Here is a 12,482-nt window from a genome sequence, read left to right as displayed (position 1 = left end):
TCGGCGATAACGAGTGGCACTCGACGACACTGATCTACCGACGCAAAGAGAACTCCGAACACGACGACCACCGGCAGTACTCGGTGTTCATGACGAATCGGAAGAGTGGCCTTCTCTCAGAGTATGGCTACCGGTGGGAGATCGAGAGCGGCTACAAGTCGATCAAACGGTTCATGGCCGCCACAACGTCGAAGCACTTCGGACTACGGTTCTTCTACTTCGCGTTCGCCTGTTTGCTGTACTCGATTTGGCGGGCTGTGGACCTGCTGGTACAGGTACAGTTGACCGGTGAATACGAACACTCGCCGATCGTGACGGCAGATAACACGCTGACACTGGTGAAGAAGGAAACCGGAATCGGATAGTAACGAGACTCTCTCCGCGATAGCGTGTCTTCTCAGTGGCGACACTATCCAGAGTCTCCGAAATCCGCTGGAATAGTTGCCTGTGGAACAAGAGCGGCCGTTCAGAAAGCGATCTGACGCAGATTCTGCTCATCGATTCGGGCGATACCACGCATTACAGGCCTGCTATACCCGCTGTAGTCTCAACTTCAGAGATGCATGCAGAAGTTGAGGCCGATCGTCTCAATGCATATGGATCGTGGTTGAGGAGAAACATGGACGGTCAGTCTTCGTCACCGCGGTAGGCGTCGCCACCGCGTTCAGTGATCGTAAGCACGTAGAGATCCTGCTCACTCCGAGTAGCACGACACCCGAGACGAAACGGGCCGATTCGGAGCTTCTAGTGTGGCGCAACTTCGAGAGGTTCGAGATAATCCATTGGGTCACGTTACTGATCTGAACTCGCCGATTGTGACAGCAGATAATACGCTGACGTTGGTGAAGAAGGACACGGGAATTGGATAGCAAAGAGACTCTCCTCGCGATTGCGCGTCGCTTGAGTGGTGACACTATCCGGAGTCTTGGAGATCTCCTGCATTGGTTGCCTTGATAAGAATAATAGCCGTACAAAAGGCGATTTGACGTCGATCCCGCCCGCCGATTCGGCCGAAAACACGCATAAAAGACTCGCTATACCCGCTGTAGTCTAAGCTTCCCGACCACAGTAGTTGAGGCAGGTCGTCTCATCACACGTGGTTTGACCTCAGTGTTGTTTGATACTTTGTAACATTACAATAGAAAGTGAATGTTTGTGCCTTTGCCTCCTTTCAGTTGCTCCAAAACTGGTTTTTAGAATCTATCCGGTCAGCCTGCTCTAAGGACAGGATAATTGAATTCTCGGTGGCCGCCGAAACTAAATACTGTAGCCGCGTTTTTTTATGAATATGGCTCTCTAGGTGCGTGCGCGTCTTATGCTCGATCACTCAAGGAACTCTGTTCTACCCGTTACTGATTGTACAGCGCATCTTCGATCTTCGCTTTCAGTGTGACATTGTAGTCGTCATCCTATGCCAGCACCATCATATACCCTGTCCCCAAGATATTTAATTCGTCTATAGATATATGGTCATTATATGAACAGAGAGGATAAATTAATCATCGTCTTTGTAATTGGTGTATTGATGGCAACTATACCCTTCTTTGGCCCTTTTCCAACATATTTGGACACGAATTCACCCGACAATTTTGATAGTTTTGGCACCCCGATACTATTCCTCCGAATATTAGTAACTATGATCGGATTAGTGCTATGTGGTATGACCACTGTTCTATATCTTAAGAGGGTTATGTCCCAAAATTAGAAGAAAAGAAAATACTACATAGGGAGACCATCTTGACGATTAATACATTATACAATTATATTAATTAGTACCGGAATATCCAATTCTTCTTCAGGCCGATATTGATGTCGGGATGTCGTCTCAACTAGTTTGCTTGATTAAGCCCAATGTTTTATTTACCTACAATATGTTGTTGAGTTTGGAATGGCAGATAATAATGCTACGCTCATGTGGCGTAGGTTGTTGGTGAATTAGAGCGCAGTTTCAAGGATGGTTTTCAGCGCTTCTTTCCCTGGTTTTCGGTAGACACGACGACGAAGTTGAAACGCTCTGAGATACGGCGTGAGCTTATCTTTGGAGACACCTCGATGGGGCGAGAGCCAGGATCGCGCCAGCGATCCGTGGCTCTCGCAGGTATTGACGTGCACGTCTCCATCGGCGTATTCGCCGTCGCCGTGGACGACGTATTCACGGTCGAATGCGTCGTCCTCGTCCAGCGGTTCGTACGCCCGAAAGCCGTCGGTGTAGACGGTCAGCGACTCCTCTTTGCGGTTCGTCAGCAGGAGTCGAATCGTCGATTCGTCGGCGGCTTTCGCTGGTAGCATGTAGCGGTCGCCGGTGCCGCGATCAGCCAGAATGAACACGGGTAACTTGTCCTGTTCGTACGTGCCTCGTCCGCGCGTGGAGAGGCCACGCGAGCGCGACGGCCGGTCGCGCTCGCGGCCCTTGAGCCCGGCTTTCACGTAGAGTTCGTCGATTTCGACTGGTCCTTGGAGTTGTGGCCGAGGCGCGTCCAGCGCCCGCAGGAAGCGCTGGACGCGCCGGTACACCGTTTTGTAGGAAACCTCGAGTTCCACGTCTAACTGCCGAAGACTGGTGTTGAACCGGATGTACGTGTAGACGGCGAGAAACCACTTCCTGAGTTCGACCGCCGAGTGTTCGAAGACGGTGCCGGTCTGATCGTTGAATGTGCGGTCACAATTCTTACAGCGGTATCGCTGGAACACTCGATAGCTGCCGTACCGAATCACGGATTCGGCACGGCAGCGTGGGCAATAGACGCCGTCACGCCAGCGAACCTGTGCTAGCAGGTTCGCGGCGCGACGCTCCGAGACGAACGTCTTGAGTGGAATCATGCTTTCGTCGGGTGGCGCAGAGGCGCCACCCTTGCCCGCTACGACTTTCAGCTACAGCTGCGGGCTGACCAACAATCCTCTACCCATGAGCGATAATGCTATAGACCGGAGGAGAGTTCTTCAAACCACAGGTATAGTCGGTCTTTCAGCTATTGGTATCAGCGGCAATGCATCCGCTCAGGATAAACCTATATCCAGATCAGCTGAAGAAATTACCACGGTTGACTTAGTCCAAATGGATCAGTACTTTATCCCCAGGGATGATGTGGCTACCGTTGGAAACCATGATCCAATGAGTATCTATAAAATTGAGAATAATGAGGTGATTTTCAACGCAATCAACGAAAGCATATTAGAACTAATGAAAAATAGTAGTAAAGTTATTGATCACAAAGGCTTTCACAAACTCCCAAAAGTCTACACAAGGAAGGATTATAATTATATTAAGCTCGCTGATGCTGAAGGCGATACTCCCACAGATGTTGCAGAAACTCCTCAATCTATTCAGACTCCTGCAATACGAGTGAAACCAAAGGGAAAAACCGCTGAGATTGGCGTTCAGGATATCAAACAAACTATGGATGAAAATGAAGAGGTTACAGTCACACCGTATTCAAATAAAATCGAGACATATAATGGAGAATCAACGACAGTTGATGCGAAAATTAATGTAATGTATCATTCTGGTCTGACTGTTAAGGCAGCAAAAATTTTGGAGGATCAATAATATGTCCTACGTAACAGTAGACGCAGATTTTACGCGGGAGTGTTGCAGCTCTGGGTTATATCACCCCTATTATGGTTCGGGATAGTCTGAATACGTAGTCTCTCGGAGAACGTGGAGTACTTCGGCTCCGGTCAGGCGGACATCATCGCGAGAAAGGATGACGGGAGTGGAATTAAGGTAGGTATAGATGTTGTAGAACAGTGCTGCCGTGCAAAAGAACCACGCTCGAACTTCCCCATCGCTTGCTTGAAGCCGGCCATGAAACCGGTTCTTCAGTTCCCGGATTGAGGTCTCGATGTTCCACCGAGAACGGAACTGGTAGGATAACCCTCTGAGATCCCGCGAATGGACATCCATATCTGTCAGAAATGCAGTGTGATCTCGTTTTTGATTTCGCCCACCAACTTCTTCGGGCGGGATCGGATACGCGAACGCGTTTGGCCGTCTGGCAGAAGGATAGTCTTTGAATGAGATCTGCGTCTCTGTCGCTGATTCGTCTGGTGGCGCTCTGTCAAGCAGATCGCTGATCGCCCCGGTGTCCTTCGCCTGGATGAGGTAGTCCACTCCAACGGCACGCAACGCGTCAACGACGTCTTCTTGATACATCTGTGAGTCCAGATAGACACGACCAATCTCCAGCTTGAACCGGTTGATTGCACGGCGGAGAAACCGGCGGAGATACCCGCTCAAATGGGACTCTTCTCGAAGTGGGAGCGCTCCCAAGATGTACCGATAGTCATCACCCACTGCGGAGAGGATGGCAAACTGCCACGCTGAGCTGCTATTGTCTTTCGGGTACGTCCCCGACGGCCACCGGTTCGTGTCGTCGCCATACCACCGCACATCAGTCAGATCATATGCCAGATGAACCGGTGAGGGAGGGGACGTTCGCGCCAGAAAGGCTTCAGTCGCAGCAGCAAACTTCTCATCGATCTCCTCGACCGAATACTCTCGGATGTACCTGAACAGCGTCTTTGCCTCGGGAATTGTCGGTTGTGGGTCCATCCAGCGAAAAGTCCTGACACCAGTTTCTGCATAGGTCTGCTCAAGGGCCAGATGAGCCAACAACGCGTAGAATCCGGTAGTCGGAACCTGATAATTCGCTGCTGACGGGTCACGGTCAAACCCGATGTGAGGCAGGAGATCGTCGAAGAGGCTTCTCACTCTGTCTTCAGCAAGTGCCATTTTTTCGTCTGTCGAAATCTCGGCTGTGTCCACTGAACCGACACCGTACTCATCAACCAGCGTCGGCGGGATCGGCCGCCCAGTGCGGATTGCGCCGTGGCGAGCATGCTGTGCTATATCGTCGAGTATCTTCTCTTCCTCATCATCGAAGTCGCGGTGACGACTAAGGGTTGAGTGGTGGGGCAGCCCATCTTCAAAGCCGATCTCCTCGACGATCTCCGGGCGGTCGGAGAGATGGCGTGCAATTCCGCGGAAAGAAACGTCATGTGCCTTCTGCAAAACCACGACCCGACACACCTTCTTCTCTTTTTCCGACAGACTCTCCCAAAAGTCCGGGAACTCTTCTATCCTCTCTGTCTGCTCTTGTACTTGCCCATCGGTCGCGCCATCGAGATAGAAAAGAATTGAGCCATCAAAGGAGAGGTCATCAAGAAAATTCATCACCTCGTCATCCCTGATAGCAAACTGGATTTTATGCAGCTCCCCAAGAAGTCCCCCAACCGACCGCCGGTTATCCAATTCTTCCGGCGATAAAGAGCCGTCTTGAGGGTAGTGCTCCTGCATGAGATCTGCTAAGATGTGTGTCAGGGCAACAGGTTCGATTTTCGTTCCCCCGTCTCCATCGTCTTCCTCTGTCATTGCTGGTTCCCACGGATAGCCCCCTCTTAGTAGTTGGAATACTCTTGACGCCTTTTTCTGAGAATCCAGTTTGGAATCTGATACACCGACAAGAGCCATCAGCAACAGCAATCAGTAAAATCTGCGACGACTGCGAAGCACAAGCATTCGCCCTCGCCGACGCACACGACGGTCGACTACTGACAGACGACGGTGACGCCCGGTCATTTGCGAAAGACCAGGGTGTAACCGTTATCGGGTCGGTTGGCGTTCTGTTGGCTGCCATCGATGCCGGGAGGGTTAGTGAGGAAACTGCGGATGACTGGCTCTCGACATGGGTTGATGAGATTGGATACTACGTTCCCTACCGAAACATCACGGACTATCGATAATCGATCGGCTCCATGGACAACGTCACAGCTGTAATTCCCGGATGAGCACTCACCAGTAGTTTGTTTTCAACCGTCTCTGAATGAATCGCCTACTCAGCAGAGATGGGAACCAATCAGCTCAGGGGGGTTGGTGGTTACCGAAGTGTCACTACTACCCGGCCACAGAGGGGCTCGTATTTTCATGGTTCGCAAGCAACACGGCGGCGACGACAAGCAGAGCGGCAACAGGGAAAATGAACAGCCAGAGGACTGCCTGCCAGAACCCCAGTAGCAGCAGACCGCAGGCTCCACCAGCCCCCACGAACGGTCGTTCGTAGACGATGCCAGCAGCCCCAATGATAGCGAATCCGCCAAGCACCGCGTACAACAACAGGCGTGTCGAGTTGTATCCCGGCTGGCCGAGCGACCAGCCTAGCACGCCGAGAAACGCAACTAAGACCAATACGGCCAGTGCGCGCACAGCGGTGATTTTCGAGGCTGTCATCTCATCTAAATCAATAACTTCTCGATAGTTAAGTGTACTCCCTGTACTGGGCGTCTCTCAACCAGAAACCAGACGCGATTGCTAACTGCTCAGTGAGTCTGCAGATTGTTCGTGTAAGCTACGCAGGTGCAGAGTTTGTTAGCCGAGGCGTGCCCGACGAGACACCGTCAACGAGCAATGCTATGCCAGCCACCAGTATCGCGGGAATGAGGAACAAAAACCCGATACCGAACAGCAGGAAGCCGGTTATAGCGCTAACCAGTGGAATGTCACGAATTAGCCCGGCAAGACCGAGGAACGCGAGGAGAATCACACCCGCGATGAATAGTAGATCTGGATCTCCCCCGGACCCTGCAACCAATTGACCCATCCTGTAAGTGAGGCCCATCACGGCAAGAATCGTAAGTCCACGAACCGCCTTCTCAAGGGCCATACGATATGTGGTGTATGGACAGCAATTAATGTTCCCCGCTAAGTGCTTTGCCTGTACTGACCGATTCTCAGCCAGGAACCAGACGCGATCTCTAACAGGTCAGTGTGTCTGCGAACTGAACGCTGGTTCGTGGGTGCAAAACACTTGTAGCAGATGAGGAAAGTCACACAGTATGGACGATGATGCAGCCCGGAAGAACGACATTATGCTTATGATTATCGGCCTTCAGATCAGTGTCATCGGAGCCGCTGTTGACGAATTAATTCTTCTTCTTGCTATTGGTCCACTTTTTACGTTCGCAGTGTACACGAACGAACTGCGGCGAAGACGATAAGTCTCGTTTCTATATTGGGCGAATCGAGTCCAAAAGGATGGGGGTATCCAAGATATTATATTATTCGCGCAAAAGTTAGTTAGTAAAACGAATACATTGGCTACCCTGAATATTATTTGTACGGCCGTACCCAGTCAGGGATATGCGACGGCGTACGGCCATCACTGGTCTCGCAACCGGTCTTCTTGGACTGAGCGGCTGTCTCGGAGAGACAGCAACACAAACAGAAACTCCAACCACTGGTTCATCTGCAACACCGACCACTACGTCAACTGAAAGTTCTGGGCTCGCAATTACCAAGACACACACGTACTCGCATGCAGTCCGGCTAAATAATCTGGGTGCGTCACCGATCGGGCAGATTCCGAGTATTGATTCATTGTCTGACCGAGAACAAGCAGTGGTACAGGCAGCGTTGGATGGCACCTATACCACGGACGCTGTTCCTGACTGGCTCGCCAAATTTCTCGCTGAAACCACCTATATCCGAGACGGCACTGATTACTATCAACTTGATTCGACTCTTCCGACGACGACGATCACAGCCACGGCGACTGATCGTGAAGCTGTCTCGGGAAAGATCGCCACCTATGAGACGTACGAGACGGCGGTGACACACGATGGACTCGTCAGGACTGGACTCCTTCGGAGTGCCCGCCAGGGGGGCGTAGAATTGACCTATGTGTGGCCTTCCCTCCAGTCGTTGTTGGAGTCGTACGAAGCGGTAGAGTTCCAAGGCACAGTACTCTCGGTGTCAAGTACGACAACCGATCCAGGTGCGCCATATTCGGTGACCGCGACATCGGTTTCCCTGAGCGACCTCGCGGACGGTCCAGTTTGGCGGCTCTCGACTGCGTCCCAGTCAGTCCAGACGTTCGTGCGCGAGGCCGCTGCGGAATCCGGCCTCTATGCCTTTGATAACCCACCAGAGGATGCTCTTACGCACCTGCGTGAGCATAGGTACGTTTTCGTCGACGGAGAGTTCTATACGACCTACGTCGAACAGGCGGGTACACCCCCCATAGCCGTTCAGGCCTCACCCAATCCACAGACAATCGATTCCCAAATGGGGCTGCAACTTACGCTCCAGAATTCTAGTTCGACTGCAGTCCAGATTAGTAGTGGAGCCCCGACGCCGTTCGGTGTCCTCAGGTTTCACAAACAAGGGGATGAATCGCGTGGTGGCCTGCTCTGGTCACCAGCCTATGAAGACTCACAATACGTACAGACCGAGGGCCGGGACGTTGTGTCAGTCAACAGTATCGGCCTCTCTTCGACGATCGAGGCCAACGGATCGACGGGTCGTAGTTTCACGATTGACTCTGGATCGCTCTCTCCTGGCAAATATGTAATCGAAGGCTCTGTTGGGTATGATACCGACGAGGAAAACGGAACGGTCCCATATACTGTCGAGTTTACTGTCGGTGGTCGTGGGTGACAAAGTGCGGAATAGACAGTCACACAGCCCGGATGGGCTGCATGAAGGGGACACTGAGATTCCGGTAGAGTCCGCGAAGTATCTAGGCTATGTTCGAGTTGGGTCCTGAGTGAGCCAGGAACACAGCTGCACCTCATTCCACCGATTCTCGTGCTGTTCAGCTCACATCTGGTTTCCCATTTTCTCGTCACTTGAGGGACTGGCGACGTCCGTATTGGATCGATAGCACGCCAAGGATCGTACTCACTGTTGCAGCGAGCCCTTGTGGTGGCTCGTGTGAGTCAAATGGACCCATGCTGACGACCATGTAATAGGAACCATTCTGGGAGAGAACCACGCCGGTAAACGACGGTTCCTCTGTAACAGTGACGTTTCCAGTCTGGACAGCCGTCTGAATTGGCTGTGGCCATTTGTCAGCTGGAACTGACATGTTTGAAAGAACGGCGTGAGGTGTGACTGGCTCTAACCCGAGTTCGATGGTCTCGTTCTCCTCTGCTGTGACTTTTTTGTAGAACTGCTCGTGATATGTGTAGCCGCGCCACCCTTGGGGTTCCCGTTGTACAGTTACGTTCTGTTCTGTCAGCTGTGACTCCAGGGCGCATTGCTCAGATAATCCATTCGGATAGCAGTCAATGTGTAACGCTCCTGTTCCCCCGAGTGCTTCTTCAGCTCGAAATGCAGCTCGGTCAGGTCCGGAGAACACAAACTGATTCGATTCTGGTTGTACCTCGACAGTGGTATACTGCACAGTTCCAGTGAGACCGAGTGCGTGTGGGATTCCACCAACAAGCGGGTGAAGTATGAGGACAACACCAATACTCAGGAACAAAATCGTACGTAGTCGTTGGGACGGGCGCCACCCTCGTAACAGTAAGTCAACACCGTCATATTCTGTTCCGGGGGACATCTTTGATGGACTACAGACGCCGAGTTTACATATCTTGTCTAACGGTTTAGTACACCAGAATTGATTACGCCTACGAGTTATCCAAGTGCTTAGACGAGAGCGACAGTTCTACAGGACAGTCGGCCAAGCGCTACCCTGCATTGTATGGTTAGCTCACCCGGCAGTAAATTGAGAAATTACCGTTGGTCGTCGAGGGTGAAGGCTCCGCGCTGATGCTCAATCCGATAGACATCGGTGATGGAGCAGCAACAACAAACTGCAGCCCTGCCACTCGCACCCTCCAGAAGCTGACTGGCCATCTCAATGCATATGCCTCAAGCCCTCTGTGCTCAGTCGTTCAGAGTTGGTCGATCGGCTTGTTGATGATCTGGAAGACTTCGCTCGCCCGGTAGAACCGATTCCGGTCTTTCCCGGTGAGTTCTTCGAGTATTCCATCATCTTCGAGCTGTCCGATCAACCGGTTGGCTGTACTGTACTCGACATCCAACCAGTCGGCCGCCGTATTCACGTCCAGATACGGATCTTCGAAGAGCCGCATCACCAGTTCGAGGATATTCTCAGATCGCTCGCTCTGATAGCGCTGTTGATAGTCCTCTCGGAGGTCGACTAGCAGGTTGGCCCGCTGATGGGCCTCGTCTGCTTGCGACTGCACACCCCGCAGGAAAAACAGGAGCCACTCTTCCCAGTCACCGCATTGACTGACAGCCAAGAGATGATCGACGTACTCTGACCGTCGTGCGTTGAAATAGGAACTCAGGTAGAGATACGGCTCGGGCAAGAGACCGTCACGTTGCAGGAGGAGACTGATCAATAGCCGCCCGAGTCGTCCGTTCCCATCGAGAAACGGGTGAATCGTCTCGAACTGGTAGTGTATCAGCCCGATTCGCAGAAGTGGATGCAGATTCGTCTCTTGGTTTGCATACTCGAGTAAGTCTTCGAGAAGGTCAGGGATTTCGTTCGGTGGTGGGGGCACGTACCTGGCATCTTGGATGTATGGCGTACTGCCGATGAAGTTCTGGGTCGTACGGAGTTCCCCTGGGTCTGCCTCATCTCCACGGACACCCGAAAGCAACCGGTCGTGCATCTCGCATAGCAATTCGACGGTGATTGGATCACCAGCTGTGATCGCATCCAATCCGTGCGTCAGCGCGTGCAGATAGTTCACGACTTCTTGGGTACCCTGCTGCCTGTCTTCGTCGATGAGAGCTTCCTGTCCGGCCTCATAGGCGTAGATATCTGAGAGAGTCGCATGTGTCCCCTCGATTTGGGAGGATTCTAGCGCTTCTTTTCGGATGAACGGCTCGATAAGGATTTCTCTCGAGCCGACACGTGGACCGATGCCGTGGAGTCGGCCCAGGGCTTGTGTCGCTTCTGCCAGCGGTGTAATGAGGTGTTCAGTCTTGATCGAGGGCGGAAGCGGGTCAGGACGGAACGCCGAATATGTTCCCTTCGATGTCGTCGTGGGAACGATCTCACCGGGCGCTACCTCGTCGAAGTCATCTCGCTCCATTAGTGGTATCCCTACGAATACGCCCGCCACTATTGGTATTTTTGGTACTAAATCAAAATAGCAGGACAGCCGATTGCACCGTTACAACTACTCAGGATCTCTGGGCCAGGTTTGGAGACACTTTTTGATCCGTTTTGCGATTAGAACTCCTGCTCACAGACTTCCGCAAAACGAGAGAAAATTCAACTACTAGTCGTCTCTCTAGGAGGTGTACATTGGTATGTGAGCCACAGTGAAGCGGTTAGAGCGAGCAGTCCGGTGCTGACCCAGATCCATATGGGGACAAGCCCGTAGATATGTATCTCGATATACCAGATGACCCGAAAGACGATGGTGAGACTGCAAATCATCGCGATTGCTGCTATTGCTGGTCGTTGATCCCCTGTCCGGTACGAATAGACACCCGCACCAATTATTCCGAGTCCGACAAGTCCCAGAATAACTTCGACCATGATTACGAAGGCTGCAATCGGTCCGGATTCAAAGAATGCCAGTCCGAGAAAGTGGATCGGCAGTACGATTACGAGGGTACCTACGACAACTGCTAAGAGACCCCAAAATCTCCTGCTTGTAGATTTGCTGAATCGTCTCATAATTCGAAGGAAAATCCTATAGCAAAAAGTTTTGTGTAGTGAATGACATAAACAGCAGGTTATGGCTCCTCGGTATCACGTTGTGGCCGAAAGCATCGACCATAGTTTGTTGAATGGACATCCTGTATTGAGTAACTCTCCGTCAGGAACCAGACGCGATCTCTAACTGCACAGTGTGCGTGCGTACTTACCGAAGCTACGCACCAGATCGAGACGGGTTCTTACCAGCCTATTTGGAGTGAAATAGGCGCTCAGTAGGGATGCGAATCATGGGTTAGGATGACTGAATTTGAGTTCTGCGAGCCTATACGCGATCTCTTCTGAATACTGGATGTATCGGCTTCGTCCGTCGCCTTTTCAGTGTAGTGACGAAAATGGGTTTCTTATGGATTGGTTCTCCGTCACGCAATACCGGGGTGAAGCCGCAATCGTCGTCGGCTTCATCTTGCTTCTGAACCCGCTGGTAGTGGGTGCGTTTGACATCGGCGATCCAGACCGGTATCGATACGAGGCCAGCGAAGTCTCGTTCTCCGTGGACGGTACCTACACGTTCTCGACCAACCCTGTTCCTCTCGACTCCGATGTGGCGTGTTTTGGTGACGCTCCGAGTCGTTCCTGTGTGCTTGAGCGAGCCATCCACACTAACGGGGGTATCACGTACGATGGGCCCACGGAGCTGTTCAACCACAACGAATACAGCTATGTCCACATCTGGGAGGAAGGATTCTTCGGCCGTGTTGAATCGCTGTAAGGCAGTGGATTTCACTGTTTCACGGCCCGCTTGATGTTGTAGACCACACACATCAGGGCGATTTCACGGAACTCACGGTACCAGGAACGCGCTCGCACGGCGAAGCCGAGCGAGCGCTTGACGGCCGAATTGACAGTTTCAGTCATTGAACGCTGGTTGTAGCGGTCATCGTCAATTCGGGCGTTGTGGGCGTGATCGTACGCAGCGAAGATGCGATGCTTGATCAGCGGGCGAATGTCGAGATCACGCAGTGCTTCTCTGAGCGCTTTCTTGTCGTAGCCCTTGTCTGC

At 52.1% G+C, this 12,482-nt stretch carries 11 protein-coding genes and 2 pseudogenes; 6 read left to right on the top strand and 7 right to left on the bottom strand.

Translation table 11 applies throughout. From position 1 onward, the window contains the following. Together BMX17_RS23715 and BMX17_RS26540 are read left to right on the top strand one after the other, a co-directional pair. Positions 1–365: pseudogene (locus BMX17_RS23715) on the top strand (transposase); the annotation flags it as partial. 238 nt (positions 366–603) lie between these two features. Beyond that, positions 604–804 carry a hypothetical protein gene (locus BMX17_RS26540; protein ID WP_170845549.1) on the top strand — a complete coding sequence of 67 codons (201 nt, stop codon included), beginning with the start codon at positions 604–606 and terminating at the stop codon, positions 802–804. Positions 805–1,935: 1,131 nt separating this feature from the next. On the opposite strand, the gene BMX17_RS23705 is transcribed toward BMX17_RS26540, so the two are convergent. After that, entirely contained in the window at positions 1,936–2,820 is an 885-nt protein-coding gene (locus BMX17_RS23705; protein WP_092664779.1) for an IS1595 family transposase, read from the bottom strand. A gap of 85 nt (positions 2,821–2,905) precedes the next feature. On the opposite strand from BMX17_RS23705, the gene BMX17_RS25615 reads away from it, so the two are divergent. Continuing rightward, positions 2,906–3,547 (top strand): hypothetical protein, encoded by a 642-nt coding sequence (locus BMX17_RS25615; RefSeq protein ID WP_139203726.1) that lies wholly within the window; start codon positions 2,906–2,908, stop codon positions 3,545–3,547. Positions 3,548–3,616: 69 nt separating this feature from the next. Here BMX17_RS25615 and BMX17_RS23700 read toward each other — a convergent pair whose 3' ends face one another. Further along, a complete protein-coding gene (locus BMX17_RS23700; RefSeq protein ID WP_170845548.1) occupies positions 3,617–5,371 on the bottom strand; it encodes a transposase in 1,755 nt (584 codons plus the stop codon). Between the two features lie 125 nt (positions 5,372–5,496). On the opposite strand from BMX17_RS23700, the pseudogene BMX17_RS27145 reads away from it, so the two are divergent. Beyond that, positions 5,497–5,742, top strand: a pseudogene (locus tag BMX17_RS27145) (twitching motility protein PilT); the annotation flags it as partial. A gap of 151 nt (positions 5,743–5,893) precedes the next feature. On the opposite strand, the gene BMX17_RS23690 reads toward BMX17_RS27145, so the two are convergent. Then, the gene (locus BMX17_RS23690; RefSeq protein ID WP_092664772.1) at positions 5,894–6,226 is read right to left on the bottom strand and encodes a hypothetical protein; all 333 of its coding nucleotides are present in this window, start codon (positions 6,224–6,226) and stop codon (positions 5,894–5,896) included. 118 nt (positions 6,227–6,344) lie between these two features. After that, a complete protein-coding gene (locus BMX17_RS23685) occupies positions 6,345–6,659 on the bottom strand; it encodes a hypothetical protein (RefSeq protein ID WP_092664768.1) in 315 nt (104 codons plus the stop codon). A 734-nt stretch (positions 6,660–7,393) separates the two neighbouring features. On the opposite strand from BMX17_RS23685, the gene BMX17_RS23680 reads away from it, so the two are divergent. Then, positions 7,394–8,431: a DUF8130 domain-containing protein gene (locus BMX17_RS23680; RefSeq protein ID WP_092664764.1), complete on the top strand. Its 1,038-nt coding sequence runs from the start codon at positions 7,394–7,396 to the stop codon at positions 8,429–8,431. A gap of 187 nt (positions 8,432–8,618) precedes the next feature. Here BMX17_RS23680 and BMX17_RS25610 read toward each other — a convergent pair whose 3' ends face one another. Further along, positions 8,619–9,260 (bottom strand): DUF8127 domain-containing protein, encoded by a 642-nt coding sequence (locus tag BMX17_RS25610; protein WP_139203724.1) that lies wholly within the window; start codon positions 9,258–9,260, stop codon positions 8,619–8,621. Positions 9,261–9,675: 415 nt separating this feature from the next. Then, positions 9,676–10,878: a Fic family protein gene (locus tag BMX17_RS23675; protein ID WP_244515095.1), complete on the bottom strand. Its 1,203-nt coding sequence runs from the start codon at positions 10,876–10,878 to the stop codon at positions 9,676–9,678. Positions 10,879–11,826: 948 nt separating this feature from the next. On the opposite strand from BMX17_RS23675, the gene BMX17_RS23670 reads away from it, so the two are divergent. Continuing rightward, complete coding sequence (locus BMX17_RS23670) at positions 11,827–12,192, top strand: hypothetical protein (RefSeq protein WP_211611456.1); 366 nt, start codon at positions 11,827–11,829, stop codon at positions 12,190–12,192. An 11-nt stretch (positions 12,193–12,203) separates the two neighbouring features. On the opposite strand, the gene BMX17_RS23665 is transcribed toward BMX17_RS23670, so the two are convergent. Beyond that, a partial coding sequence (locus BMX17_RS23665; RefSeq protein ID WP_139203722.1) for a transposase occupies positions 12,204–12,482 on the bottom strand: 279 nt, incomplete at its 5' end.

The organism is Halorientalis persicus (genome assembly GCF_900110215.1).
GTDB classification, from domain to species: Archaea; Halobacteriota; Halobacteria; order Halobacteriales; family Haloarculaceae; genus Halorientalis; species Halorientalis persica.
Note: the sequence above shows the minus strand (reverse complement) of the source record. Positions and strands in the feature narration are given on the sequence as shown.

Excerpts from the sequence above, each read along its gene's own strand:
- BMX17_RS23705 (WP_092664779.1), bottom strand. The coding sequence starts at position 2,820 with ATGATTCCACTCAAGACGTTCGTCTCGGAGCGTCGCGCCGCGAACCTG.
- BMX17_RS25615 (WP_139203726.1), top strand. The coding sequence starts at position 2,906 with ATGAGCGATAATGCTATAGACCGGAGGAGAGTTCTTCAAACCACAGGT.
- BMX17_RS23700 (WP_170845548.1), bottom strand. The coding sequence starts at position 5,371 with ATGACAGAGGAAGACGATGGAGACGGGGGAACGAAAATCGAACCTGTT.
- BMX17_RS23690 (WP_092664772.1), bottom strand. The coding sequence starts at position 6,226 with ATGACAGCCTCGAAAATCACCGCTGTGCGCGCACTGGCCGTATTGGTC.
- BMX17_RS23685 (WP_092664768.1), bottom strand. The coding sequence starts at position 6,659 with ATGGCCCTTGAGAAGGCGGTTCGTGGACTTACGATTCTTGCCGTGATG.
- BMX17_RS23670 (WP_211611456.1), top strand. The coding sequence starts at position 11,827 with ATGGATTGGTTCTCCGTCACGCAATACCGGGGTGAAGCCGCAATCGTC.